The 25,162-nt window shown below is 61.8% G+C and carries 23 protein-coding genes; 14 read left to right on the forward strand and 9 right to left on the reverse strand.

What is annotated here, in order from left to right; translation table 11 throughout:
• The first annotated feature begins 8 nt into the window (after positions 1-8).
• The 11 genes from BRA42_RS10535 (at position 9) to BRA42_RS10585 (ending at position 7,902) form a co-directional block, all read left to right on the forward strand.
• Entirely contained in the window at positions 9-731 is a 723-nt protein-coding gene (locus tag BRA42_RS10535) for a type IV pilin N-terminal domain-containing protein (protein WP_342770610.1), read from the forward strand.
• Complete coding sequence (locus BRA42_RS10540) at positions 725-1,396, forward strand: type IV pilin N-terminal domain-containing protein (RefSeq protein ID WP_292410653.1); 672 nt, start codon at positions 725-727, stop codon at positions 1,394-1,396. Before BRA42_RS10535 ends, BRA42_RS10540 begins: the two co-directional genes overlap by 7 nt.
• A 26-nt stretch (positions 1,397-1,422) precedes the next feature.
• The gene (locus BRA42_RS10545) at positions 1,423-2,061 is read left to right on the forward strand and encodes a type IV pilin N-terminal domain-containing protein (RefSeq protein ID WP_292410655.1); all 639 of its coding nucleotides are present in this window, start codon (positions 1,423-1,425) and stop codon (positions 2,059-2,061) included.
• Positions 2,058-2,699, forward strand: a complete 642-nt coding sequence (locus BRA42_RS10550; protein WP_292410656.1) for a type IV pilin N-terminal domain-containing protein — start codon at positions 2,058-2,060, stop codon at positions 2,697-2,699. The genes BRA42_RS10545 and BRA42_RS10550 overlap by 4 nt, the downstream gene beginning before the upstream one ends.
• A 35-nt stretch (positions 2,700-2,734) precedes the next feature.
• Positions 2,735-3,463, forward strand: coding sequence for a type IV pilin N-terminal domain-containing protein (locus BRA42_RS10555; RefSeq protein WP_292410658.1), 729 nt, complete (start codon positions 2,735-2,737; stop codon positions 3,461-3,463).
• A complete protein-coding gene (locus BRA42_RS10560; protein ID WP_292410660.1) occupies positions 3,463-4,155 on the forward strand; it encodes a type IV pilin in 693 nt (230 codons plus the stop codon). Before BRA42_RS10555 ends, BRA42_RS10560 begins: the two co-directional genes overlap by 1 nt.
• Positions 4,156-4,543: 388 nt before the next feature.
• On the forward strand, positions 4,544-5,206 hold the full coding sequence (locus BRA42_RS10565) for a type IV pilin N-terminal domain-containing protein (protein ID WP_292410662.1): 663 nt from the start codon (positions 4,544-4,546) through the stop codon (positions 5,204-5,206).
• A complete protein-coding gene (locus BRA42_RS10570; RefSeq protein WP_292410664.1) occupies positions 5,200-5,859 on the forward strand; it encodes a type IV pilin N-terminal domain-containing protein in 660 nt (219 codons plus the stop codon). Before BRA42_RS10565 ends, BRA42_RS10570 begins: the two co-directional genes overlap by 7 nt.
• Complete coding sequence (locus tag BRA42_RS10575; protein WP_292410666.1) at positions 5,856-6,467, forward strand: type IV pilin N-terminal domain-containing protein; 612 nt, start codon at positions 5,856-5,858, stop codon at positions 6,465-6,467. Before BRA42_RS10570 ends, BRA42_RS10575 begins: the two co-directional genes overlap by 4 nt.
• Positions 6,464-7,114 (forward strand): type IV pilin N-terminal domain-containing protein, encoded by a 651-nt coding sequence (locus tag BRA42_RS10580; protein WP_292410668.1) that lies wholly within the window; start codon positions 6,464-6,466, stop codon positions 7,112-7,114. The genes BRA42_RS10575 and BRA42_RS10580 overlap by 4 nt, the downstream gene beginning before the upstream one ends.
• A gap of 212 nt (positions 7,115-7,326) precedes the next feature.
• Positions 7,327-7,902, forward strand: a complete 576-nt coding sequence (locus BRA42_RS10585; RefSeq protein WP_342771213.1) for a helix-turn-helix domain-containing protein — start codon at positions 7,327-7,329, stop codon at positions 7,900-7,902.
• 58 nt (positions 7,903-7,960) lie between these two features.
• On the opposite strand, the gene BRA42_RS10590 is transcribed toward BRA42_RS10585, so the two are convergent.
• From BRA42_RS10590 to thpR, 4 genes are all read right to left on the reverse strand, one after another.
• Positions 7,961-9,940, reverse strand: coding sequence for a cation-translocating P-type ATPase (locus BRA42_RS10590; protein WP_342770612.1), 1,980 nt, complete (start codon positions 9,938-9,940; stop codon positions 7,961-7,963).
• Between the two features lie 15 nt (positions 9,941-9,955).
• Entirely contained in the window at positions 9,956-10,381 is a 426-nt protein-coding gene (locus BRA42_RS10595; protein ID WP_292410674.1) for a MarR family winged helix-turn-helix transcriptional regulator, read from the reverse strand.
• Between the two features lie 351 nt (positions 10,382-10,732).
• The gene (cca, locus tag BRA42_RS10600; protein ID WP_292410676.1) at positions 10,733-12,106 is read right to left on the reverse strand and encodes a CCA tRNA nucleotidyltransferase; all 1,374 of its coding nucleotides are present in this window, start codon (positions 12,104-12,106) and stop codon (positions 10,733-10,735) included.
• Positions 12,103-12,642 (reverse strand): RNA 2',3'-cyclic phosphodiesterase, encoded by a 540-nt coding sequence (gene thpR, locus BRA42_RS10605; protein ID WP_292410678.1) that lies wholly within the window; start codon positions 12,640-12,642, stop codon positions 12,103-12,105. The genes cca and thpR overlap by 4 nt, the downstream gene beginning before the upstream one ends.
• Before the next feature lie 209 nt (positions 12,643-12,851).
• Here thpR and BRA42_RS10610 point away from each other — a divergent pair, with 209 nt between their 5' ends.
• Genes BRA42_RS10610 through BRA42_RS10620 form a run of 3 tightly spaced genes read left to right on the forward strand, consistent with a single transcriptional unit; the run spans position 12,852 to position 19,187 of the window.
• Complete coding sequence (locus BRA42_RS10610) at positions 12,852-13,109, forward strand: glutaredoxin family protein (protein ID WP_292410680.1); 258 nt, start codon at positions 12,852-12,854, stop codon at positions 13,107-13,109.
• Positions 13,106-18,112: an anaerobic ribonucleoside-triphosphate reductase gene (gene nrdD, locus BRA42_RS10615; protein ID WP_342686155.1), complete on the forward strand. Its 5,007-nt coding sequence runs from the start codon at positions 13,106-13,108 to the stop codon at positions 18,110-18,112. The genes BRA42_RS10610 and nrdD overlap by 4 nt, the downstream gene beginning before the upstream one ends.
• A gap of 43 nt (positions 18,113-18,155) precedes the next feature.
• Complete coding sequence (locus BRA42_RS10620; RefSeq protein WP_292410686.1) at positions 18,156-19,187, forward strand: DUF1786 domain-containing protein; 1,032 nt, start codon at positions 18,156-18,158, stop codon at positions 19,185-19,187.
• A 15-nt stretch (positions 19,188-19,202) separates the two neighbouring features.
• Here BRA42_RS10620 and BRA42_RS10625 read toward each other — a convergent pair whose 3' ends face one another.
• The 5 genes from BRA42_RS10625 to BRA42_RS10645 all read right to left on the reverse strand — a co-directional run bounded on the left by BRA42_RS10625 (position 19,203) and on the right by BRA42_RS10645 (position 25,156).
• On the reverse strand, positions 19,203-20,441 hold the full coding sequence (locus BRA42_RS10625; protein ID WP_292410688.1) for a hypothetical protein: 1,239 nt from the start codon (positions 20,439-20,441) through the stop codon (positions 19,203-19,205).
• A 143-nt stretch (positions 20,442-20,584) separates the two neighbouring features.
• A complete protein-coding gene (locus BRA42_RS10630) occupies positions 20,585-21,034 on the reverse strand; it encodes a NusA-like transcription termination signal-binding factor (protein WP_292410690.1) in 450 nt (149 codons plus the stop codon).
• Between the two features lie 4 nt (positions 21,035-21,038).
• Positions 21,039-21,326 carry a 50S ribosomal protein L30e gene (locus BRA42_RS10635; RefSeq protein ID WP_292410692.1) on the reverse strand — a complete coding sequence of 96 codons (288 nt, stop codon included), beginning with the start codon at positions 21,324-21,326 and terminating at the stop codon, positions 21,039-21,041.
• A gap of 12 nt (positions 21,327-21,338) precedes the next feature.
• Positions 21,339-22,511, reverse strand: a complete 1,173-nt coding sequence (gene rpoA2, locus BRA42_RS10640) for a DNA-directed RNA polymerase subunit A'' (protein WP_292410694.1) — start codon at positions 22,509-22,511, stop codon at positions 21,339-21,341.
• Positions 22,508-25,156, reverse strand: coding sequence for a DNA-directed RNA polymerase subunit A' (locus tag BRA42_RS10645; protein WP_292410696.1), 2,649 nt, complete (start codon positions 25,154-25,156; stop codon positions 22,508-22,510). The genes rpoA2 and BRA42_RS10645 overlap by 4 nt, the downstream gene beginning before the upstream one ends.
• Between the last annotated feature and the right edge of the window lie 6 nt (positions 25,157-25,162).

Consider the following 25,162-nt stretch of genomic DNA (forward strand, 5'->3'; position numbering starts at 1 on the left):
TTTGTCTGATGGAGAACAACGACATGGACATGTTATCCTGGAAAGAACACCGATGCCGGGGAAAAGAGCACATCTGCGCCCCGGTGAACGATGATGCGGTCTCGCCGGTCGTCGGCGTGATGCTGATGCTCGTCGTAACGATCATCATCGCCGCGATCGTCAGCAGTTTCGCCGGGGGCCTCGGGTCCAGCAGCAGTAAGGCACCGGCGGCGACGCTGGCAATCAAGATGGTTGCCGGGCCGAACGACACGAACGTGACCATCGAACACCTGGGCGGCGATCCTCTGGCGACAAAGGACCTCCAGATCGTCAGCTCGTACACCGTTCCGGAGATGTGGGGCGCGGGCCATGACGGTAGCTCGCTGCAAGAGGCCGGGCGCGTCATTAAACACGCCATCGACGGACGGCTTGCCCCGATTCCAGAAAACGCCCTCGACCAGAGCGCCGCAGGGTACCCGTTTACTCCGCAGGTGACCAACGACGACAGCATCGTCTCCACGCGAACCGCGGACCAGACGTTCGGGACGGCGATTCTTGTGCCAGGCAGTCGGCTCACGTTCGACCGCGACAACTTCCTTGGGTTTGAGACGGACCAGCGTTGCGTCTACGACTGGCATACGAAAAAGTCCGCGGGATACGGGTTCGGCGAAGGGGTTACCGTGCACGTGACGATCATTCACACCGGCAGCGGGAGCATTATCTACGACAGGGATGTGATTGTACCATGGTGAGGAGAGGAAACGAAGATGCAGTATCCCCGGTCATCGGTGTGATGTTGATGATCGTCGTCACGATCATCATTGCAGCAACGGTGAGCGCATTCTCCACAGGGTTCGTCTCGGATACGCACACCGCACCCCAAACCCAGGTCGCATACGTCGGGGTGCTGACGGGGCCGATAGACGGCCTTGGGGAGATCGGTCTCGTGTTCGAGAATAAAGGCGGAGAGACGCTGCTCCTCTCGGACCTGGAACTTCACCTGAAGTCGACGATGGCCGGGGGAGACGAGGCCTCGATCGCGTATGCCGACGCACCGTCGGAGACATATCGCGAGGTCACTGCGCCGAATGAAGTCCGTCTATCGGAAGATTTCACCTACCGGATGAAGAAGGTCGGGGTCCTTAATGATGTGAGGAATGCCACAACCGTGGCCAACTCAAAGATCAAGGCCGGGGACCGGTTCATCATCCACGCTGACCGCTACATCACGAACGGAGACAGCACCTATGGACGTGTGGCCTATGTTGCGGATCGCCGCGGCCTAGGAGCACCCCCAGGAGCGCCGCCGTATTCCAGCGGCGAGTTCGAGGTGAGCGGCAGGACGGCCTACACGCTCATCGACAGAAATACTGGAACTGCCATCTCCTCGGGCACTCTCGTGGGAAGTGTATTATGAACAATCAGATCAGGAACGGAAAACGTATGAATTCAGATAAGAACGACGCGGTCTCGCCGGTCATCGGCGTGATGCTGATGCTCGTCGTAACGATCATCATCGCCGCATTCGTATCGGTCTTTGCCGGAAACGCCTTTGGGAACACCGAAACAGCACCGGCAGCGGCCCTTGACGTAAAGATCCTGTCCAACGGCGGGAGCAACTCGGCGGACCCGCAATATGTCATGCTGATCGAGCACCACAGCGGGAGCAGCATCCCGACGTCCGATATGCGGATCGTCAGTTATTATACGCCGCCGTCGACGACAGGGAAGACCATGCAGCGCGGAGAATTGACGGCTATGACAAGAAATGCGACAGTGGCGAATATGAAGATCAACGGCGAGACGATCGCATCCGTAAAGGTCCCGTACCTCAACGACATCGCCCGGGGTAAACCCGGAGACGCGGGCACGAACTTCGGGGAGTATACGTTCGCTCCCGGGGACGTACTCAGCACGGGGGCCTCTCTAGGGACCGGAGCCGCCCTTGTCGGCTTGAATGATCTCACGACGCAGGAGCTACGCGAAGAATACGGGTTTAAGAGAGGTTCCGCAGTCGATATCGAGATCATCCATCTCCCGAGCCAGAAAAACCTCTACAGCGGGAGGGTGATTGTACAATGAAGGACAATGCTGTATCCCCGGTCATCGGGGTGATGTTGATGCTCGTCGTGACGATCATCATCGCCGCCATGGTGAGCGCATTCTCCGGCAGTGTTGTGCGGGACGAGACGCTTGCGCCGCAGGTCACACTCGCTGTATCGTATACCTCCAGTATCACGGATGAGGATAAGGAGAATGGGGTCCCGGATCATGGCGCAGACTTCAAACCGAACAACGGCATTGCGTTCCGCCTCTCCGGCGGGGATTCGTTCTCCCTCAGGGATATCACCATCCAGTTGAGACAGGGGGAGAACGTCATCAACTTCGATATGAACACGTATCTCAACTCGTCGGCGGCGGTCGATACGGAGAAAGTGACGATCGTAGAGAATCCCGATGGCAACGATACATACTTTGGACTCCCGGGAGGGGGCGATGAGTTGATAACCGTCGGCGATTCGTTCATGATCGTTGCCGACGACTGTTACGACAGCACAATGACCACCGACGCAACGATCGTGAAGGGACGGTTCCTCACCTGGTCTCCCGAGGATTCGGGAAGCACGTTCAGGGTACAGACCGATATACCCTTCAAGTACACGATCACCGACCAGCTGAGCGGCAAGCCCATGCAGAGCGGCACAATCATCCTCAGGTGATTTTGCGCTCCGGAACAGAAACGAGGTAACCGACAATGTATAGAGGTAAAAGAACTCTAAAGGCGTTCGTCGAAAACGAGCGTGCGGTCTCGCCGGTCGTCGGGGTGATGCTGATGCTCGTCGTAACGATCATCATCGCCGCTCTCGTCAGCAGTTTTGCCGGCGGCCTCAGCGACTCTGCCGAGCCAGCGCCGACGACGGCGTTCGAGATCAGCATGCGCGCGGGAGATGCCGTCGGCCGCGGGGCAACAACCAACGGGCCGGGTGCCGGACCGGAGTGCGTCGTGCTGACCATGGTCGCCGGGGAGACACTCCATTCCAAGGATATTCAGATCATTACGACCTACACGGTTCCAGAGACCTACAACGGGGTGGACGTGGTAAATGCCGGCAAGACCATCAAGCACACGCTGGACGGTGCGATCGGCAGCGTCCTCGACGAGGACGTGATGGAAGACGCCGCCTGGGACCCGAACTCGGACCCCTTCGTCCCCCAGGTGAACGCGTATTGGCCTGATGATCTGACTCACAGAAGCCTGGCTCCCGGGAACGGCATGGTCGGTTCCGGGACGCCCAGCTTCGGCGCCTGCCAGTTCAAACCAGGCGAACAGTACTGGTTCAAGGACCGGAGGGCGTTCCTCGGGTTCGATGTGGACGACAGGGTGAAGTACGGGTTCCAGGAGGGGTCCGTCGTCCACGTGACGATCATCCACACGCCGTCGGGTCAGACCGTGTACGACAAGGATGTGGTGGCAACATGGTAATGACGGAAAAATTCACGGAGCATGCGGTCTCGCCGGTCGTCGGCGTTATGCTGATGGTCGTGGTGACGATCATCGTCGCGGCGGTTGTCAGTTCGTTTGCAACCGCCCTACCGGCGAATGTTGGTACGGCGTCGAACGCCCAGGTCGAACTGGTCGGGGTGTCTTCGGCGGGCTACAAAGATACCGAACCACCGTACTGGACCTATGGACAAATAGGAGTTGTCTTTAAGAACGCCGGCGGCGGCTCCCTGGACCTCCGGAACCTCAACCTCTGGGTCGGAGGTATAGGCTCGGGTTCATCGGGAGCGGCTACGCTGACCTACAACGACGCCGTCGATCCACGCTACGTCGAGGACAGCGGGGAACAGACCGGTGCAGGAAGGTGGTTTGTCACACTTCCCAAGGAAGCGGCAGGCTCTCGTATGCAGAGGTTCGGGAGCGGCCTGACGCTCGAAGAATTGCAAGACCCGATCATCGAACCGGGGGAGCGGTTCATCATTTACTGTGAGTTTTATTATAAGGGTGATTCTTCGAGCAACTACTTCCCGTACCTCGGCTTCTCAAATCCCCGAGGCAGTGGTTGGTCAAGCGGTAGAGTCAATGTCGACGGCGGCAGCAAGTACGCTCTCTCGGACCTCAAGACCGGCGTGGTGTACTCCGAGGGATACCTGGAACAGGAACACGTGTTCTAACCCGGCATGCCGGTTTTCACTTTTTTTGAGAGACACGCTCCCTCCTACTTATCATAGGAATTGGGCGCGGTTGTATGCCGGACGGAGACAGCAGTCACCCAGACGTTGCACCCGTCCCACAAGAAGGTTCCATTCAAGCGCCGGATACTGACGCTTTCTTCGGTACGGACGAAACCCCCGACGCACCTCTCCTGGTGAGGCTTCGGAATGCCGATGCAATGCAAAGACACGATGCAAGTTTGAAATGCGGGTTTAGAAAGCATAATTTTTAAAAATCCCTGAGAAAATGGAGTATTTAAAAAAGATTAATATGATGTAAGAGCCCACAGGTTAATGAAAAATTCATTGATATAACGAAATTAAACTTGTTGGATCGGAGAACGACAACATGACTCTAACACACAAGACAGCATCGGGGGCGGGAAAAGGTCATACTCTCCCAAGGCGAGACGATGCGGTCTCGCCGGTCGTCGGGGTGATGCTGATGCTCGTTGTAACGATCATCATCGCCGCCGTCGTGAGCAGCTTTGCCTCGGGCATAGGTGGAACGAATGAAAAAGCACCGGTTGCATCGCTTGGATTTGATGTCCGTGCCGGTGAAAAGGGCACTGTGGTACATATGGAAAACCTGGGCGGAGAGGCGCTTTATACCGGAGACCTGCAGATCGTCACCACCTATACCCTGCCTGAGGCGTATGGGACCGCTAAACTAGGAAACGCAAGTAAAACCATCAAACACACAACCGACGGATCTCTGCCGTCGGACGGAACGGCTGCGTGGGATAAAAACGCCGACCCGTTCACTCCGCAGGTGAGCAACGAGAATCAAAACGTTGTGTTAGGGCCCGGTGACACGCAGGCACGAAAATTTGGAAAGGTTATCCTGCGCCCTGGCGAGCGGCTTAAACTTTCGAGAAATCCCTTCTTAGGATTCGATGCCACTGAGAGGAATAAGTTCGGGTTTCAGGAAGGATCGGTCGTACATATCACGGTAATCCACAAACCGAGCGGGAAATTCATCTACGACAAGGATGTGATGGTGAGATGGTAAACAACAACGCGGTATCCCCGGTCGTCGGCGTTATGCTGATGCTCGTCGTAACGATCATCATTGCGGCCACCGTCAGTGCTTTCAGCGGAGGGTTGATGGAAGACACAAAGAAAGCCCCGAATGCACAGATCCGTTACGTCGGTGTGTCCTCGTATGTCGACAACGCTGCAACGATGGCCCCGGGCATGGTGTTTGAACATGTCGGCGGCGACACAGTGGACCTCACGACGTTGCAACTCGATCTCAGTTATGATGATGGGACTATGGCGGTTTGCTTGGTCACGTACAACGACCCGCCCTCCAGGGGCTACACCCAGGGATACCCGGACCGTGAGAGAAAGGATGTCCGCATGGAGAAGTTCGGCGCGGGGCTCTCGGCGACCGAGAGAAAAAACCCCCTCTTAAACGCGGGAGAGAGGTTCATCATATATTCGGATGGTCATAATAGGATTCCTGATCTCTGGGAAAAGCAGCGGATATTGAGATACCAGGCAGATCGTCAAGATCCCTCCGTCGAACCAGGCTACCATGGTGGCAATACCTACTCGAGCGGTCAGTTCTTGATGACAGACGGCCGCACCGAGTATACATTAAGCGACCGGGACTCCGGGACAATACTCGCACATGGCTTTTGCTACGGAGAGACGGTATGAGCATAGACAATGAGAGACCGGACCGGAACGATGCGGTCTCGCCGGTGATCGGCGTGATGCTGATGCTCGTGGTGACGATCGTCATCGCCGCAGTCGTCGCATCTTTTGCCGGCACATTCGGAGAAACAGCCCCAAAGACACCTTCTGCAGCGCTGGACGTGAAGATCGTCTCCGACGGCGGGCCGGACAGGGATCAGTACATCATGCTGATCGAGCACCTCGGCGGAGACCCCATCCAGACAAAGGATATGAGGGTCTTGAGTTACTATACTCCGCCAAACGGTACCCAGACGCGGGGTGACGTCACCTCAATAAAGAACGCGGCGACGATCAGCGGCGTCAAGGTGAAGATTCCCTACCTCAACGACCCCACCCGGGGCGGCCAAGGAGATCCGAAGGTGGACTTCGGCAACTTCACGTTCGTATCCGGGGACGTACTGACTTCGGGCACGACAGCTGGTACCGGTTCGAAGTCCGGGACCAGCATGCTCGGGTTCGATATCACCGACTCTAAATATGAGTTCGGCCCGGGCAGCATCGTCGAGGTTAAGATCATCCACATCCCGAGCCAGAAGACCATCTACCAGGGCGAGGTGTACGTACAATGAAGGACAACGCAGTCTCCCCGGTCGTCGGCGTTATGCTGATGCTCGTCGTAACGATCATCATCGCGGCGCTGGTGAGTTCGTTCTCCGGGTCCATAACCTCCGGCCAGAAGCAGGCCCCGAGTTTGACCTTTGAAGTCACGCCGATGATAACGGAAATCCGTGATAACGACCCGACCAACGAAGTCCCGGACTATGGGGGAGGATTCACGGTCAACAACGGGATCACGCTCCGGCACACGGGCGGAGACCCCATCTCCCTCCGGGACATCACCGTCCAGCTCAAGAGCCGCGATACTACTGTCATTGCCATCGGCTACGATACCGTCTTTGACCCGTCACAATCGACGAAGTACTGCGCCGATGCCGGCAAACTGATTGCGAAGGACGACACCTACTCGCGCTACTTCGGGCGCGTCGGCGGCAGCGCCAGCGACGTCCTCATGGCCGGGGACGCGTTCATCCTGACGGCGGACGGCTGCTACGACAACTCCGAAAGCACCAGCGTTGAGAAGGGCAGGTTCATCACCTGGACGCCGGACGGCGCAAGCGGCACTTTCAGGGCGATGGTGAACACGCCTCTTGAGTATTCGATCATCGACCGGGTCAGCGGCAAAACCGTTCAGACAGGTTCGATTGTACTCTGGTAAGGTGCCGAAAACCCATTTTTTCCCGGGATCTTGCACCCCCGGACGGTACAATCCCCGGCACCGCGACAAACCGGTGTCTCACCCCGGAAGAGACAGACCGCCGCATACACCGGCATCTCAACGGAGCGCCCCTCCCCACCTCCGGCGGGCCACGAGCAAGCAATCTTTAACTAAATCAATATATATTGAGCCAGATAAAACAGATCTGGACAATGACAGCAGAATTGGGCGACCCCCACCGCAACCTTCCCGGGTCGGGGAATGGGGCGGCACGAATCCTGAGTCTCCTGAAGGAAGAGGCGCACGGCCTTTCGATCTCCGATATCTCCCGGAGGATCAGCCTCAACCGCAGCTCGACGGCCAAGTACCTGGGCATGCTCGTGACGGCGGGCAGGGTCGAGATGTGCACCGTCGGTTCGGCGAAGGTGTACCTCCTCTCCTCCCGCCCCTCGCTCCTTGAACTCTTCGATTACATCCAGGAGAGCGTGATCGTCGTCGACGCGGACCTTGCGGTGCGGGCCATCAACCCGGCCTGCTGCACCCGCCTCGGCCTCGTAAAGGAGGAGACCGTCGACAGAGCCGCTGCTTGCGTACCGTTTCTCAAAGATCTGGTCATATCGAAGACCTTCTCCCGGGCAATCCGTGGGACGGAGCGGGTAGAGGAGATTCGGGCGGACCCGAAAACCGGGGCGCTCACCCTGACGACGTATGTCCCGGTCGTGCTTTTCAACGGCCAGTATGGGGTCGCAATAACGCTCAGGGACGCGCCGGAAAAATTGCGTGAATGAGAACCGCGCCCGAGCAAAAACGACAACGGGGGGGTTCTACCCCTCCTTGCCACCGGCATTACAGACCGTCCGCTGCCGGACAGGACCCGGGCCCGTGCCGGCCGAACCGCCCGCCGGGAAGGTCCACGAACGCTCTCCCGGCGAGGCTTGCCGAGTTCGCGAGCACGATGAGCGTTCCGGCCTGGTGCGCTATCGCGCCGCCGGCAGGAGAGAGGATGCCGAGAGCGGCGAGCGCTATCATCGAAAACGAGAACGCGAGAGCGAAGAGGACGTTTGCGGTGATCGTCCGCGCCGCCCTCTTCCCGAGCCGGAGGAAGTCGGGAAGCTCTGCTAAGCCCCCGCGCATCAGGACGACGTGCGAGGTCTCGAGGGCGACCGTATCCTCTCTCGAACCGATGCTGACCCCGATATCCGCCCGGGCGAGCGCCGGCCCGTCGTTGGTCCCGTCGCCGACGAAACAGACCGTCCGGTCGCCGGTCTGGAGGGTTTCCACATACTCCTGTTTCTGGCCGGGCAGCAGACCGGCGTAAACCGCATCCTCCAGTATTCCCGCCTCCGCCGCGACCCTGCGGGCGACCACCTCGTGATCGCCAGTGAGCATGGCGATAGTCTCGATCCCCTCGCGCCTGAGGCGCTCGATGACTTCGACGGACTCGGGGCGGAGCCGGTCCTGCAGCCCGATCACGCCGACGACCTCCTCATCCACCGCCACGAAGACCGGCGTGACGCCGGAAGCCGCAAGGGTGTCCCGAACCGCGCGTGCCTCCTCCGGCAGCGGGATGCCGGTCAGGGCGAGGAGACGGGCGCTCCCCACGACGATGCGGGCCTCCCCGGACCGCGCCTCGATCCCCCCTCCCGGGTGCAGGTGCATCTCCGTCGCGTCCGCCGCGTGGCTCCCCGGCTCGGGCGCCGCATCGAGGATAGCCCGGGCGACGGGGTGCTCCGATCCCGCCTCCGCAACGGCCGCGACCCGGAGCACCCCCTCAACCGTTCTCCCGCAGAACGGCACCACCTTCGTGACGTGCAGGTCTCCGAGGGTAAGGGTGCCGGTCTTGTCGAAGACGACGGTATCGATCTTTGAGCAGGCCTCCAGGTACTCGCCGCCCCGGATAAGGACTCCTCGCCTGGCGCCGGCGCCGATCGCTGCAAGCACCGCAGACGGGGTTGCAAGCAGGAGGGCGCAGGGGCAGGCGACGATGAGAAGCGAGATCGACCGTTGCAGGTCGCCCGTCGCGAGCAGGACCACACCGGCGGCCGCAAGCATCACCGGGGTGTAGACGACCGCGAGCCGGTCGACAAGCGGGCGGGAAGGAGGGCGGCGCTCCTCCGCCTCCCGGACCATCTGCATGATCTTCCCGTAGGCCGAGCGGTCCCCGACGCGGAGGACCGTCACCTGCAGTGCGCCGTCGTGGTTGATGGTCCCGGCATACACCGCATCCCCCGGCCCTTTCTCAACCGGGATGCTCTCCCCGGTAAGGTGGGATTCATCGACGGCCGATGTGCCGGTCGCGACTGTTCCGTCGACGGGCACGACGTCGCCGGGACGGACCAGCACACGGTCCCCGGGGCCGATCTCGGAGAGAGCCGCCCGGACGGTCTCCCCGTCCCGCACGACAAAAGCATACCTCGGAGTATCGGCCGCAATCGCCTCGATATCGCGCCGCGACCGCCGGTGGGCGTACTCCTCCGCCACTTCGCCCAGGGCCATGATGAAGCCCAGTTCCGCGGCGACGGTGAATTCACCCAGGTACAGCGCAGCCACAATCGCAATACTCGCAAGTTCTCCCACGTTTCGCTGCCGCTGGAGGAGCCCCTGCACCGTCCCCACGATGATCGGAAGACCGGTCAGCACGAGCGACCCGAGAGAGAGGACCGCGACCGGGATCGGGAGAGAGAGCGCAAAGTGCTCCGCCGCGAGAGCCGCGCCGAGAAGCACACCGGCCGCCCCGATCCTGACTGCCTCGCGGGCGTCCAGACCGCCAGACCCGCAGCAGGAGGGCGAGCAGGACCACCCGTGTGTGTCGCATTCCAGAGCCATGATACCGCGGTCCCTTCAGATGATCGCGTTGATCTTCTGCAGGATCGCGACGAGTCCGGCGATCTCCCCGTCGTCCAGGGCCGATGCGATCTCTTTTGCGAGCTGCAGGTGGTGGTGGTGGTGGTCGAGAAACGCAGCCTCCCCTTCAGGCGTGAGCTCGATAATGTAGGACCGCCGGTCTTTCTCCGCCGGCGTCCGGCGGGCGAGCCCCCCCTCCTCCAGCCGGTCGACCGTGACGGTGACCGTGCCGGTCGTCACGCCGAGCCTCTGCGCCAGGCTCTTCATGTTCATCCTGCCGTGGTGGCCCAGGACCTCGATGGCATGCGTCTCCGCAAGGGTGAGAGGGCCCGGCTGAATCACCGATGCTTCCCAGGACGAAAAACGGTTGAAAAATTCGACCAGTTCCGCATTCAGCTGCTCAATCGTCTCCATGTCCGTCATATGTTCACACTCAAACTATTTGATATTCAAACTATTTGTTTATCAAATGATCCCTTAAGGCAAGGTGGGTGAGCAGATTTTGAGGCGGACGGGGTGACGGGGGGGAGGCGGACCGAAGCCTCACGTGAAACACGGTCCCCCCGAAGAGGCGGGAACTCGAGAAGCCGTCGGGTTTCGAAAAAAAATCGGCAATTTGACCTCCCGCGGCTTCTTCAAAGAAGTTCGACGAAGTGCCGCCTCATGGCGATACCCGCCGGGATCACGACCGACTATCGAGAGAGGGGGCCAGCAAGGCTCGAAAATGAGCCGACAGGCAATATACAGGCCGCCGTGAAATTCGGGAACGCCGCCCTACCGTCTCGTCGTCCGCCAGATCCTCGCAAGCGGCGACGACCGCTCCAGGAACCCCGAAAGGAACCCGGCAAACTCCTCATCCCAGCACTCCGCACCGGCGCGCACCGTCCATCCCTGCTGCATCGAGCCGCGGACGTGTTTCCCGAGCGCGACGTCAAAGAGGGCGTTCGACCGCAGCAGGTCGGCGGCCCGGGTGAACGGACGGGCGATCTCCACAACGTAGCGGCCGTCCTCGACGTAGGGACCGGCGAAGACCTCTTCCCGGACGTACTTTTCGAGAAATTTCCCGGCGTTCCCCTTCGACGAGACCGGCGGCCCGATATGCCGGCGCATCGCCGGGACGGTCCCGGCCATCAGCTCGAAGAGGAGCATGCACCGCTCCTCCCCCATACAGACATCGATGCGGTTTACCGGAAACCCGCTCCGTTCGAGAAGTTCCCGGATCGACCCCGCAGACTTCCGGAGCTGGGGCACCACCGTATCGGGCGTGTAGTCCGGCGTGGCAAACGTGATGGAGAAGAGGTGCGTCCCCCGCGCTGCGAGCAGGCGGGAAAAGACCTCCCGGGTGAGCGGCGGAGACGGCGGCCGGCAGAAGAACGCCACTGACGGCTCCGCGAGATAGCCGCGGGCGAGCTCCACGAACTCGAACATCCGTGATGTCGAGAGCGCCGCCGCCACGTTCCGCTCCGGGTCGACCGGGTCGATGACGACGAGCGGGTCCTCGAACCGCTTTGCCCCGTGCTCCTCGATATCGATCACCTCCCCCGGCCTCCAGCGGGCGGCGGCCAGAAGGAGCGGACGGAACCCGCCGTAGTAGATCGTCAGGACCTCACAGAGGTAGCCCGAAAACCCCTCGGTCATGTGGTCCGACCCGTAGACCCCCCCCGCCTTCGTAAACTGCTTCGCAAGGAGGACGTCGTCGGTATAACCGTCAATGTGAGCGAGGATGTAGCGGGTGTGGAACGGGGTCCGGTCCACGGCGCTCTTGATCTCGGTGGCGCTCGGGACGGCGTAGCAGGGAACGAGATCGATATCGAGCGAATCGATCGTTGCGTTGACGTAAGGGTGCTCCGCGTACTTCTCGCGCCAGGTCGCGCCGAACTCTTCCGCGATCCGGTGCGCGAGGGAAAGCCCCTGCTCCTGCAGTTCCTCCCGGGAGAGAGCGGGGTCGAAGAGCATGAAGATGTCGAGGTCCCGGTCGCCCCGGACGAAGGTGTCGCGGGCGACCGACCCTACCATCATCGCCTTCGCCATCCCCGACCGCTCCACCGCCTCGATCAGGCGCTGTCCGATCGCCCGGACGTAAGCCTGCTCTTCAGGCGTGGGGCGGATCTTCGCGAGCACCTCCTCCTCGCAGGGGCACCGGGTCAAAGCGGCACCTCCGCAAGGTCCTCGTAGACCGATCCCCGGGGCGTAAGCGTGCTCTTCTTGAGCCTGATGCTCTCCACCCGGCAACGGCCGAGCGGTTCGGGAGAGAGACAGGCCACCCCGTCGGCAAGCGAGGGGTGGAACTCCTTCACCCGTGCGAGGGTCACGTGGGGGCGGAAGGGACGCTTCTCCCGGGGAAACCCGAGCGGCGCGAGGAGGTCGTCCATCTGCCGGGCGAGAGAGGCGCTCTCCCCGGCGTCCGCAACGTCGCACCAGACCACCCGCGGCCGTTTCGGGGGGTTGCAGACCGGATGTCCGACCGTCAGATCGAAGGGGTCGACCCGAACGCCCCCGAGCGCCGCGACGATCGGCTCGATCAGCGCCGGATCGACCTCCCCGAGAAACTTCACCGTGATATGGAGATTCCCGGGATCGACGACGGCGAGTCTTCCCTCGGACCGTTTCAGGACCTCCAGGGACCCGCGAGCCCGCTCGCGGATATCCTCCGGCAGATCGATTGCAACGAACGTCCTGACCATAGTATCTACTATCGCACCTCACGCTACAAAATGGTGATTGTGCGGGGATGCCGCACCGGGCAGACGGTGGATGCGCAAACCCGGCGCGAGAGATCGCGACAGCCCCTCACCGGCAGCGAACGGCACCCTCACACAAATAACAGAGGATATATCCGTTCTGAGCCAAAATATAACGACCGTTCTTGGGGGTAATCATCATTTCCGATACAATGCAATTCATCGTCTATACACTCGAATTTTGCCCGAATTGCGAAATTCTCAAGGAGTTCCTGGCCTCCAGGGGTGTTTCCTTCGTCGAGTGCGACATGGCGTCCGCTGAGGGGCTGACGGAACTCCGGATGAACGGCGTATTCGTCCAGGAAGCGCCGGTGCTGCAGAAAGGCGACGCCTTCTATACGGCGGGCGACCTCTTCGCCGGCGGCGCGTTCCAGGAGGACCTTGTCGCCGACCTGATCGCGGGGGCATGAGGTTGGCGGCGCACAGGTCAACGCAAACAACCCTGTTCGGGAAATTCCTTCCCACCCTCCCCAAAGTCCGGACCACGGGAGGGTATCTCCTCAACTGGGACCGGGACCGGATCATCCGGCAGATCACGGAGGAGACCCGGCTGGTCGAGACCTTCTACAACTCCCGGGGAGCCGGCGAGGAGACGGCGAAGGAGATCGCCCGGCTGGTCGAGAGGAAGATCCAGATGCTCGGCCTTCAGACGCTCTCCGGGCCCCTGATCCGCGAGATCGTCAACATGACGCTTCTCGAACGCGGTCTTGTCTCCTACCGCAACGTCTGCACCAGGGTGGGAACCCCGGTCTTCGACGCGCACCTCATCGACGTCGGGCGGGGATTCGAAGCCCACGACAACGCCAACCTCCAGGAGAACGCCGAGACCTCGCACAAGAAGAAGGCGGACAAGATCAGCAAGGAGCAGTACCTCCTGCAGCTCCCGCCGGCCCTTGCGGACCACCACCTCCGTGGTGACCTCCATATCCACGACCTGGAATACTTCGGGACGCGCCCGTTCTGTATCGACGGGAGCACGGTCGTACCCCTGCGGATGGAGAACCGGATCCGGAGTCTTCGCCTCGACGAACTCCCGATTGAGGGCGATGTATGGCACCCGCGTGACCTCTCCGCGCTCACGCCGAAGGGCTGGAGGCGCGTCGCAAAGGTGACCCGCCGGAAGGTGAACCCGGGCGAGATGCGCCGGATCCGGACATCGGGCGGACGGTCGCTCCTGGTCACCGGCGAGCACCGGATCCCGGTGCGGACCGGAGAGGGGATGGCCATCCGTCGTGCCGACGAGATCCGGCCCGGAGACGTTCTCTACCGGATCTCCGGGACCGACGGTCTCCGCGGGGAGACGATCGGATCGATCGACCTCGTCCGGGAACTATCTGCATCGGTTCCGGCCGAACTCCTCGATAACGTCTACGTCCGCGGGGCCGAAGAGGTCTTTAGTCACGTGGTGCAGAGCGGGCGGGCCGCATCATACACCGAGATCTCGCGGGAACTCGGCGTCGAGCACCAGAAACAGTGGTATACGCGCGGAATCATGCCGGTCGCGCTCTTTGCAGCCCTCTCCCGCCGCTACGGCATCGAGGACTACGCCGGGATCACCATCGGGGTTACGGGGAGCGAACACGAACTGCCCGCACTCCTTGAACTTACACCGGAACTCGTCCGGCTCCTCGGGTTCTTCGTCTCGGAGGGGAACTATAACGCCGTCCCGGCAGTCGGGCAGTACAACCTCGCGATAACCGAGAACCACCAGGCGCCCGCGATCACGGCCTCGGCGCGTACCTGCCTGAACACCTACGCAACGATCGCCGGCGGCGCTCCCGATACCACGACCATCTACGGGGTCGAGGTGGAGCGAAACCGGGCGCTGCAGGTCTACTTCGGCGGCAAGGCGGCCTATCTGCTCTTCCGCTACGTCTTTGCCATCCCTGAGGGAGCAGCAGGAAAACGCCTCCCCTGGATCGTCTACCACTTAGACGACGTGCTCCTCCACGAGTTCCTCTCCGCTCTCTTCACCGGAGACGGTTCGACATACTACCGCCCGGAGAAGTCGGACTGCATCGTCAACTACACCACCGCATCGCCGGAACTCCGGCAGGAACTCTCGCTTCTGCTCGCCTCACTCGGGATGTCGCCGTATATCGTCGAACCCTACGGCGAGGAGGAGCGACGGACGCTCTACCGGCTCCAGCTCAACGGGAGAAGGAACATCGAGACGTTCGCCCGGTACGCCACGTTCCTCGACGAACGGCAGGACCACATCGACAGGTTCCTCTCCACGGTGAAGGGAATACAGACCGCCGGGCGGGAAGAGACCGTTCTCGATAACGGGCCTGCGGAGCCCACCGGCGAGTACGTTTACGACCTCTTCCTCGACGGCGACGGGAGCGAGGAAAGCCACACGTTCTACGCATCGGACGGCCTTCTCATCCACAACTGCCAGGACTGGGACCTGCGCTACTTCTTCTACTACGGCCTGATGCCCGATGGAAACGGGACGAAAGCATCGGTCGCCGGCCCCGCGAAACGGGCCGAGGTGGCGGTCCTCCACGCGGTCAAGGCGCTCGGCTCGGCCCAGACGAACTTCGCCGGCGGCCAGGGCTACTACAACTTCCTCACGTTCATGGCGCCCTTCTTCGAAGGGATGGACTACGGCGAGATCAAGCAGTTGATGCAGATGTTCGTCTACGAGATGACCCAGATGATGGTCGCCCGGGGCGGCCAGGTGGTCTTCTCGTCGGTCCAGCTCTCCCCGGGCGTCCCCACCCTCTGGAAGGACAAACCCTGTGTCTACCGCGGCAAGGTCTGGGACGGAAAACAGGCGCCGCTCCGGACCTACGGCGAGTTCGAGCGGGAGGTCCGGCTCCTCTTCAAGGCGCTGATGGAGGTGATGCTCGAAGGGGACTACTGGGGCAAGCCCTTCTCCTTCCCGAAACCCGAGATCAGCATCGAACCCGACTTCCTCGTCGAGAACGAGGAGTTCAACCGCGAGCACCCCGACCTCCCGACCTACCAGGACCTCTACCTGATGACCTTCGAACTCGCGTCCAAGTACGGCACCCCCTACTACGACAACCAGATCCCCGGCTACCGGGGCGCCGGGGAGGGGATCTCATGCTACCAGTGCCTTGCAGGCGACGAACTGGTCCCGGTCGCCGACCCTGACGGCAGGGTTGCCGTCAGGGCGATCCGGGACCTCTTCGATGCCGCGGCGACGAACGGACGGCGGGTCGATCCCTTCGGCACGGAACTCGCCTACTACGACGGGAAGGCCCCGAGCGTCGACTTCACCACTCTGGAAGCGTCGCTCCGTCCGTTTCGGGGCGTGATGCGCCGGCGATATACCGGGGACCTCCTCCGGATCACCCTGGAGTCGGGACGGAAGATCACCGTCACCCCCGATCACCCGGTCTATGTCCTGAACGGCGACGGGTTCACGAAAGAGACCGCCGGGGACCTCGAGACCGGCGACTACCTGCCGGTGTTAAGAACCAGCGGATTCTGCGAAGACCCGATCACGGAGCTCGATGTTCTCGAGGTCCTCACACGGGCGGGATACGCCGATTCAGTCCGCGTCACCGAAGACGGCGTGAGGCTCCGGAGCGCCGGACGGCCCGGTCTGCCCCGCACCCTCCCGGTCGGCCGCGACCTCGTAACGCTCCTCGGCTACTATCTCAGGGATGGGTCGAGCGACCGTGCCGGGCGGCGGTACACCGTCAGGCTCTCGTTTAAGGGGCACGAATCGGAGATTGCGGCGGACGCCGCTGCCTGCGTCCGCACCGCTCTCGGTTGCGTCCCGCAGGTCCGCAAGTCGGCGACGGGAACCACCGTCGTCATCAACAGCAAACTCGTATATCTCCTGGTCGACGCCCTCGGGTGCGGTTCCGGGGAGAATAAAACGGTGCCCGACCTTCTCTTCAACCTCGACCGCACCCTCGCGGGCAACTACCTCGGTGCGGCCTTCTGCACGACGGGGAGGACGACCTCCGGCCGCCGTGCCCGGAGCATCAGGCTGAATACAGCCTCCCGGGACGCTGTCCAGAAGTTGATCTGGCTTGCGGGACAACTCGGCGTGCAGATGAGCTACGCCGAGCGGGAAACCAGGAAAGCCCCGCAAAAGACCTATATCTGCAGGATCACGGCTCAGGAGCAGATCGACAGGTTCTACGCGGAGACCGGATGCCGTGCGGAGGTGCCGCAGGGCCGGCAGACCGACGGGACCTTCACGCACCTCCCGGAGAGAGAAGCCCGAACCGGGTGCGTCGGCATTGCCTGCGCGAGCAGATGCAATTTCGGCGGAATAGAGGGAATCCAGGTATCGCTGGTCCTCCCCCCCGTCGTCCGCGATGCCGGGACGGGAAGGCTCGCCCGGGGAGATATCCACCCGCTCCGCATCCGCTCGATCGAACCGGTCGATTACAACGGCTACGTCTACGACCTCGTCGACGTCACCGGCACCCATACCTTCTCGACCGCGCTCGGCATCGTGACCGGAAACTGCTGCGCCTATCAGTTCTCCTCCCTCGCCAACGAGGACGACGAGTTTGAAGACAAACTCTACTTCCGGGAGGGGAAGCACTTCTCGATGGGCTCCTGGCAGGTGATGTCCATCAACTGCCCGCGGGCGGCATATAAGGCGGAAGGCGACCAGGACCGGCTCTTTGCCGAGCTGAAGTCGCTCATGGACACCGCCGTCGAACTCTACCGGATCAAGCGCCGGTGGATGTCCCTCATTCGAGCGAACGGGCGGATGCCGTTTGCGATGCAGCGCCCGAAAGACCCGAATACCGGTGAACGCGGTGCGGTTGCCGTCGACCTCGAAGGACTCGTCTACACCATCGGCGTCGTCGGTGTCAACGAGATGGTGCAGCACTTCACCGGCCACCAGCTTCACGAGTCAAAAGAGGCGTTCCGCCTCGCCGTCCGGGCCATGACCGAACTCGAGATGTACTCCCGCGAACTCTCAAAGAAGCACAACATGACGATTGCTCTTGCCCGGACCCCGGCGGAGACGACCGGCCAGCGGTTTGCGGTCGCCGACCTCCTCGACGAGCGGTTCCGGGACCACGCGATCAAGGTCGTCAAGGGCGACGCGGATCGGGCGCTCGAGATGCTCGGCACGACGCTCGACCTCCCCATCTACTACACCAACGGGACCCATGTCACTCCGGCGGCCCCGGTCCCGCTCACGAAACGGATCGAGATCGAGCATGTCTTCTTCCCCATCGTAGACGGCGGGAACATCTTTCATATCTGGCTCGGAGAGGCACGCCCCGACCCCCGGGGGCTGATGGAGATGGCGATGAACCTCTGCCGGACGACCCAGATCGGCTACTTCGCCTTCACCCGGGACCTGACGGTCTCCCTGAAGGAGTACCGGGACCTCAGGCCGAAGCACCCGGACCAGGGGAAGGTGGGCGGGGTGTCCCCGGCGGCGAACCGGGCGGACGCCTGACCGCTATCGTACCTTTTTTGGCCGTGTAAGGAGATTCTGATCGATGATTGATCTGACGGCATCACTTCTCGCTATCGACGTCGGCCGGGGCACCCAGGACATCCTGGTCTACGAACCCGGCCGAACGATTGAGAACAGCATCAAACTGGTCCTCCCCTCCCCGACCGTGGTGACGGCAAAGAGAGTCCGGCAGGCGACCGAAGCCGGGCGCCCGGTCTTCCTGGAAGGGTTCCTGATGGGCGGCGGCGCAAGCACCGACGCGATACGGGCGCACCTCGCAGCAGGTCTTCCCGTCTATGCCACTCCCGAAGCCGCCGTGACCATCCACGACGACTTAGAGAGGGTGCGTGCGATTGGCGTTACGATCAGGGACACCCCGCCGGAGGACGCGGCGAGGGTTCACGCCACCGACTATATGGAACCGGAGATCCGAAAAGCGCTCACGCTCTTCGGCGTCGAATACCCGGAGAACGTCGCGATCGCGGTCCAGGATCACGGCTATTCCCCGCACCGGAGCAACCGTATCCACCGGTTCGAGCTCATGCGGGACCGGCTGGAAGACGGGGACTGGAACCTCCTCTCGCTCGCCACCGACCCGCCCCTTCCCGATATGACCCGGATGCAGGCGGCGCTAAAGCAGGCCCCGGGTGCGCTCGTCACCGACACCGGGCCGGTCGCCCTCATCGGGGCGCTCTGCGACCCGAACGTCCGGCAGATGGCGGAGACCGGGGTGACCCTCGTCAACGCCGGGAACGGGCACACCCTCTGTTTTACCCTGAAAGGACACGAGATCTACGGGCTCTTTGAACATCACACCGGCGCGCTCGACCCCGCAAAACTGCAACACTACGTCCGGCGGCTCACCGACGGCACGCTGACTTCGAAGGAGGTCTTCGACGACGGCGGTCACGGGGCGGCGATCAGAAAACCCCTCGCCACCGATGCCGTGGTCGTCACGGGCCCAAACCGGCTCCGGCTGCTGCCGGAGGCCTACCAGGCGGCACCTTTCGGGGACATGATGCTCTCGGGGTGTTTCGGGCTCGCATACCTCTGGAAGCGGTTTCGGGAGGGGTGATCGGGGTAACATGTCTCACGAAGAGCCTGCCTCTGTCGTCCCCGAGATCTGACCCATGAGCCCGCGGAAGAACTTCGCGAACAGGTCGAGCGGCGACGACGGGGACACACCCGATTCCTCCGCCGCGCCGCCCTCTTCTTTGTCGTAGATGACCCCCAGGTGTTCCGTCCCGAGGCCCTGCAGGGCCTCAAGGTGCCCGGTTGCCCCGGCGACGATTGTTTCGTGGCCGACGCCCCGCCCCCACGCGTCGGTCAATGTCTCCGACGGGAGGAGCGTCGAATTTTCGATGCCTGCAAGCGTGTAGAGTTCGGGGAGGGGCAACTCCGCCGCCGCTCCCGCTCCCGCGTCGGGTCGGACGGCGATCACCGGGTCGGAGAAGCCTGCAGAGGGGACCTCCTGGTCGCCGGTAAAAGCGTATGCCTGGAAGGCGAAAACGTCCGGGTTCGACGTCAGGTTGGTGACCAGCCGCTCCTCCGGGAGGGTGAGGTTGTCGAGCGTCAGCCTTCCGGTGCGGGTGGTGACCGAGAACTCCCAGGCGCCGCGCTCCCCGTCCCGGAGACCCGATAGTTCGCGTGTCCGCGTGATCTCGTAGACCCCGGTCTCGCCCGGCGGCGGCACCAGGACGACATAGGCCGGGTTCTCTTCGGTGATCGACACGTTCCGGGCCTCAACCGTCACGGTGACGGTGAACGTCTCCCCCTCGAACGCGACCCGGGGGTGCCGGCCGCCGAGGTGCATGGCGGTGTCGAGCAGCCATTCGAGGTTTGCAATCTCAACCCCGTTCCGGGTGAGGGCGACGTCCTCCGGAGTCCGGGGGAGGAGCACCCCGACACCTTTGACGAACAGTCCGTCGCGCGGCCCGGCGGCTTCAAGCGGCGTTTCGGTCTCATTCTCCTCCGAGGTGCGGGAGGCTGCGGCGGGGCCGACAAGGTGGTGACTGCTCTGGACCAGCGGGCGGTCGTGCGACTGGTGCGCTTTCGCCATCGTTGCGCCCGGTCGCGGCGGTGCATACCTTTCCAGGGTCGGTATCGCCGTCTCTTCAGACTCCTCGTCGTCGAAGTCGTCCGTCTCGGGGACGGTCGTTGCCGTCACAGTCGCATTCTCCCCGGTGTCCGGGAGAGCGGACGCGGGAGGAGCAGCCAGGCCGACACAGAGCACCAGGGCCAGGGATGCGAGGAGAAGGCCCCCTGACAACGCTGCCCGTTCCACTGCAGAGACGTGAAGATCCACGCGCCCACCGGACCCCCTCTTCATGAGAGTCTCATGGAGCACGGACGAATATAAATAGATTTCTGATCGGGAAACACCCGGGACTTCCCGGATAGAGATGCCCCTCCGGAATTTCCGGATCGCTCACCCGCGGGGTGGAACACGAACAACGACCAAAAAAGAGGGATTCAGGCAACCTCATTCTGTGCCAGCTGGACATCGGCGATATCGTGCTGCCGCTGCGCAAGAACCTTTGCCTTGAAAATATTCTTCCCGCCCTTACCGATGGCAAGACCCCGGTCTTCATCCCGCACCTCGACAAGGGCGACCTGCAGATCCTCCTCATTGGTAGAGAATTCGATACCGGTGACCTGAGCGGGGAGGAAACAGTTCCGCAGGAACTGGGCCGGGTCAGGAGCGTACTCCACGACCTCGATCCGTTTACCCATCACGTCGGACGCCTTTTTGATGCTCGACCCGCCCTTGCCGATGGCAAGTCCCATATCGCCGGGGTTGATCACGAAGATGATGCGCTCGTTGCGGTTGTCAACGATGCAGTCGCGGCTGCCTGCGCCGGTGAGGCTCTCGAACTGGGAGATAAGGCGCATGCACTCCTCAGTCAGCACGACCTGTGGCATAGTCCTACACTCTCGCAGCATTCAGGATATCGGATTCACCCGGCTCGATCACAGCAAGCGCACTGACGACGTACGGCATACCGCAGGCTTTCCCGAGCTGGACGCTCGAGCCTTCGTAGACGTAGACAGGGATATCGATCTCTTTCACAAGGTTTTTGACGGATTCGGGGCTGTTGGCGGCCACCACAACAAGTTTGGCCTTGCCCTCTTCGATGCATTCCCGGGTCTTGTTCTGGCCGAGGAACACGGTTCCGGTCTTCACAGCTTTACGTAGCGAAGCATTAAAGTCCATACTGTAATTCTCCTAGGTTTTCAGGTTTACGGGTTTTGCGATGAGTTTCACATCACCGGTGCCAAGCTGAATGGGCTGACCCACGATCACGTTCTCCGTGACGCCGTTCAATTCATCCACTTCGTTTGCGATTGCTGCATCCAGCAGATGGTTGACGGTGACTTCGAATGCGGCCCGGGAGAGGACGCTTTCCTTCTCACCGGCAATACCGTGCCGGCCGATCTGCTTGACCTCGCCGTCCATGCACATCATGTCGGCGACGAGCATGATATGGCGGACGTCGACGCCAAGACCCTGTTCGTTCAGGGTGCTTAAGGCTTCCTGGATGATCATGTTCCGGCCCGCCTCGATACCGAGCACATCGGCGATCTCGCTGATGTTGTTGCTCCGGGTGCGGGAGGTATCGACTCCCTCAACTTCGAAGACATCTTTTAGGTTGGAGCCCTCAGTATAAAGGATATACTCCCCGCCTTCTTTTCTGACAACGACCCGCTCGATGTCGTCGATGCCCTGGACGATGACGTTTCTGACATGCTCTGCAAGCTGGAAGAGATTCTGGTAACTTTCCCGGTTTTTCGGGGTGAACGTGAGTGAGGCCTTCTTCACGTCGCCTTCGACATCGAAGTCGCGGAAGTGCCGCTTCTCCCGGATCTTCCTCGGCGCCGTCTCGAAGATCTCTTCCACCGCAATCTTACGCCGGTCGCAGACCGATTTGTTCAACAGGACGAGAACCTGCATGTTCTCCATGTCGATGGTGATATCCCCGAACTCGTGGAGCGGCGCGGCCTCGATCTGCCAGCTCACCTCACGGGCGCGGTCACGGTTGAACGCCCAGTCGTCCAGAAGGTAGACCGCCATCGTGGGGGTGCTCGGCTCGCGCCGGGCGTCCATGATCTCGATGAGACGGGGAAGACCGAGGGTAACGTTGATCTCGGCCACACCGGCGTAGTGGAAGGTTCGCATCGTCATCTGGGTGCCGGGCTCGCCGATGGACTGCGCCGCCACGATACCGACCGCCTCGCAGGGCTCGATCCGGCTCTTCTCGTATTCGGAGAAGACCATCGAGAGGATACGGTCAAATTCTTCTTCCGTAACATCCACGCCCGAAAGACTCGTCATCAGGTCCTGCCGGGTCCGGTAGGGCAGATCGAGGGCATCGATCCGCTGCTCCATATCGCTGTTCATTTGACCTCCTCCTTTAAGACGCTCTCAACGATCCCTTTCACGTCCACCGGGGCGCCGTAACTGCTCCGGCCGGGGTCGGTTCCATCCTCGCCGTAGCGGAACTGGATGATCCGGCCTCCCGTCGTTCGGACGGTACCGTCGTATTCCACCTTGAGGTCCTGCAGGGCGTTGATCATCCGCCGCTGCAGGTAACCGCTCTGCGACGTCCGGACCGCCGTGTCCACAAGACCCTCACGTCCGCCGATTGAGTGGAAGAAGAACTCGGTCGGCGTAAGACCGCTCTTGTAACTATTGGTGACGAATCCGTGCGCCTCAGCACCGCGGTCGTTCCTCCGGAAGTGCGGCAGCGTCCGGTCCTCGTAACCACGCATGATCCGCTCGCCACGGACAGATTGCTGCCCGAGACAACCGGCCATCTGCGTCAGGTTCAGCATCGAACCGCGAGCGCCGGAGACCGCCATCACCACGGCGCTGTTGTCCATCCCGAGGTGCCGACCGGCGATCTCACCGGTGCGGTCACGGGCCTTGCCGAGCACCTGCATGATCTGCATCTCGAGCGTCTCCTCAAGCGTCCGGCCCGGCATCGGTTCAAGTTGCCCCTCATTGTAGATCTTGATCCGGCGTTCGACATCGCCGAGAGCACCCGAAAGGACCTCATCGATCTGGCCGTATTCGGTCCGGGTCAGGTCTTCGTCGTCAATGCCGAACGAGAACCCCCTGAGCATGATGCCCCGGATCGAGAGTTGCGTCACGTCGTCGATGAACTGAACCGCCCGCTTCATGCCGTGCTGCCGGATGATCCGGTGCAGGATCTGGCCGTCGAACGCGCCGATACCCTTCTTGTCGATGGTGCCGGAGAGCAGGTTCCCGTCGACGATCCGGACGTACGCATCGTTCTCGCACATCTCCCGCCGGCAGGTCTCGCAGTTCTGGCACGACGAGGCACGAAAGATCATATTCAGGCTGTCGGGGAGGATGAGCGAGAAGATCTGTTTGTTGGTCCAGAGAGGCTTACCGGCCTCATCCATCTTGGCCGGTGCGGGGAGGTGCTCGATCGGGAGGTGCTGGGTGAGGTAGAGCGTCGTCTCCTTGTCGAAGTAACGGACCGTGTGCGTCAGGAGGAAGATCCCCGAGATGTGGTCGTGAATACCCCCGATGATCGGGCCGCCGGTCCTCGGCGAGAGGATGTTTGCCTGCACCGAGACCAGGATCTCGGCCTCGGCCCGCGCCTCCTCGGTCTGCGGGATGTGCAGGTTCATCTCGTCGCCGTCGAAGTCGGCGTTGTAAGGAGGACAGACGGCCGGGTTCAGCCGGAAGGTCCTCCCGTCCATCACGACGATCCGGTGCGCCATGATGCTCATCCGGTGCAGCGAGGGCTGCCGGTTGAAGAGGACGATATCCCCGTCTTTTAACTGCCGCTCCACAGTCCAGCCCGGCTCGATCATCTCCGTGACCGTCTCCAGGTTCGTATCGGAGAGGCGCATCCTCCGGTTGTCCGGCCGGATGACGTAGTTTGCACCGCAGGGCGACCTGATGGTGGGGCGCTCGGGACCGTTCAGGATGTACTGTTTCATCTCCTCGATGTTGAACCGGGTTACCCGGATCGGGACGGTCATCTCGTTTGCGATGGCAAGCGGTATCCCGACCTGGCTGATGGAGAGGTTCGGGTCGGGAGAGATGACCGTACGGGCGGAGAAGTTCACACGCTTGCCGGAGAGCGAGCCGCGGAACCGCCCTTCTTTCCCCTTGAGCCGCTGTGAGAGGGTCTTTAAGGGCCGGCCGCTCCGGTGCCGGGCGGGCGGGCACCCCGCCACCTCGTTGTCGAGATAGGTGGTGACGTGGTACTGCAGGAGTTCCCAGAGGTCCTCGATGATCAACTGAGGCGCGCCGGCATCCTGATTTTCCTTGAACCGCTGGTTGATCCGGATGATATCCACAAGTTTGTGGGTCAGGTCATCTTCAGACCGCTGCCCGTTTTCAAGGATGATCGAAGGGCGCATCGTGACCGGCGGGACCGGGAGGACGGTAAGGATCGTCCACTCCGGCCGTGCGACGTCCGGGTTGACCCCCATCGCCCGCAGGTCCTCGTCCGGGATCTTCTCAAGGCGCGCCCGGATATCCGCCGGGGTCAACTTGTGCTCCACCTTCCTCCCGTCTTCCACAAAGACTTCGGAGAAGGTGGTGGGTTTCTCGAAGTTGATCTTGAGTTGCTGCTCTCCGCAGTGGGGGCAGACACGCTCTTTCTTGATATCCTTCTCGGAGACGATATCTCCCGCAAGCTCGCCTTCATCGGGCCCGGTGATCTTCTCGACCTCTTCCTCGGTCATCAGCAGCCGGGAACAGGACCTGCAGGTCACCCGCAGGAGTTTCCGGATCAGCCGGGTGTAGCCGACGTGGATGACGGGCTTCGCGAGTTCGATATGCCCGAAGTGACCCGGGCAATCGGCCGCCTTCTGGTCGCAGGTCTTGCACCGGAGCCCCGGGTCGATGACGCCCAGGTTTAAGTCCATCAGGCCCTGCGGGTAGGGAAACCCGTCGTCGTCGTAGGTATCCGCCCAGATGATCTTCCGGACGCTCATTTTGCGGATCTCCTTCGGGGAGAAGAGCCCGAATTCGATCCTTCCAACACGTTTTGGACTGGTCATAGTTTG

It is taken from the genome of Methanoculleus sp. UBA374 (genome assembly GCA_002508705.1).
Lineage (GTDB): Archaea > Halobacteriota > Methanomicrobia > Methanomicrobiales > Methanoculleaceae > Methanoculleus > Methanoculleus palmolei.

What these genes read in the sequence shown, in the direction of transcription:
- BRA42_RS10580 (WP_292410668.1), top strand. Translation starts at nt 6,464, where the DNA reads ATGAAGGACAACGCAGTCTCCCCGGTCGTCGGCGTTATGCTGATGCTC.
- BRA42_RS10565 (WP_292410662.1), top strand. Translation starts at nt 4,544, where the DNA reads ATGACTCTAACACACAAGACAGCATCGGGGGCGGGAAAAGGTCATACT.
- BRA42_RS10545 (WP_292410655.1), top strand. Translation starts at nt 1,423, where the DNA reads ATGAATTCAGATAAGAACGACGCGGTCTCGCCGGTCATCGGCGTGATG.
- thpR (WP_292410678.1), bottom strand. Translation starts at nt 12,642, where the DNA reads ATGGTCAGGACGTTCGTTGCAATCGATCTGCCGGAGGATATCCGCGAG.
- BRA42_RS10550 (WP_292410656.1), top strand. Translation starts at nt 2,058, where the DNA reads ATGAAGGACAATGCTGTATCCCCGGTCATCGGGGTGATGTTGATGCTC.
- BRA42_RS10620 (WP_292410686.1), top strand. Translation starts at nt 18,156, where the DNA reads ATGATTGATCTGACGGCATCACTTCTCGCTATCGACGTCGGCCGGGGC.
- BRA42_RS10625 (WP_292410688.1), bottom strand. Translation starts at nt 20,441, where the DNA reads ATGAAGAGGGGGTCCGGTGGGCGCGTGGATCTTCACGTCTCTGCAGTG.
- BRA42_RS10630 (WP_292410690.1), bottom strand. Translation starts at nt 21,034, where the DNA reads ATGCCACAGGTCGTGCTGACTGAGGAGTGCATGCGCCTTATCTCCCAG.
- BRA42_RS10560 (WP_292410660.1), top strand. Translation starts at nt 3,463, where the DNA reads ATGACGGAAAAATTCACGGAGCATGCGGTCTCGCCGGTCGTCGGCGTT.
- BRA42_RS10535 (WP_342770610.1), top strand. Translation starts at nt 9, where the DNA reads ATGGAGAACAACGACATGGACATGTTATCCTGGAAAGAACACCGATGC.
- BRA42_RS10575 (WP_292410666.1), top strand. Translation starts at nt 5,856, where the DNA reads ATGAGCATAGACAATGAGAGACCGGACCGGAACGATGCGGTCTCGCCG.
- BRA42_RS10540 (WP_292410653.1), top strand. Translation starts at nt 725, where the DNA reads ATGGTGAGGAGAGGAAACGAAGATGCAGTATCCCCGGTCATCGGTGTG.
- BRA42_RS10590 (WP_342770612.1), bottom strand. Translation starts at nt 9,940, where the DNA reads ATGGCTCTGGAATGCGACACACACGGGTGGTCCTGCTCGCCCTCCTGC.
- BRA42_RS10645 (WP_292410696.1), bottom strand. Translation starts at nt 25,156, where the DNA reads ATGACCAGTCCAAAACGTGTTGGAAGGATCGAATTCGGGCTCTTCTCC.
- BRA42_RS10635 (WP_292410692.1), bottom strand. Translation starts at nt 21,326, where the DNA reads ATGGACTTTAATGCTTCGCTACGTAAAGCTGTGAAGACCGGAACCGTG.
- nrdD (WP_342686155.1), top strand. Translation starts at nt 13,106, where the DNA reads ATGAGGTTGGCGGCGCACAGGTCAACGCAAACAACCCTGTTCGGGAAA.
- BRA42_RS10610 (WP_292410680.1), top strand. Translation starts at nt 12,852, where the DNA reads ATGCAATTCATCGTCTATACACTCGAATTTTGCCCGAATTGCGAAATT.
- BRA42_RS10570 (WP_292410664.1), top strand. Translation starts at nt 5,200, where the DNA reads ATGGTAAACAACAACGCGGTATCCCCGGTCGTCGGCGTTATGCTGATG.
- rpoA2 (WP_292410694.1), bottom strand. Translation starts at nt 22,511, where the DNA reads ATGAACAGCGATATGGAGCAGCGGATCGATGCCCTCGATCTGCCCTAC.
- BRA42_RS10595 (WP_292410674.1), bottom strand. Translation starts at nt 10,381, where the DNA reads ATGACGGACATGGAGACGATTGAGCAGCTGAATGCGGAACTGGTCGAA.
- BRA42_RS10585 (WP_342771213.1), top strand. Translation starts at nt 7,327, where the DNA reads ATGACAGCAGAATTGGGCGACCCCCACCGCAACCTTCCCGGGTCGGGG.
- BRA42_RS10555 (WP_292410658.1), top strand. Translation starts at nt 2,735, where the DNA reads ATGTATAGAGGTAAAAGAACTCTAAAGGCGTTCGTCGAAAACGAGCGT.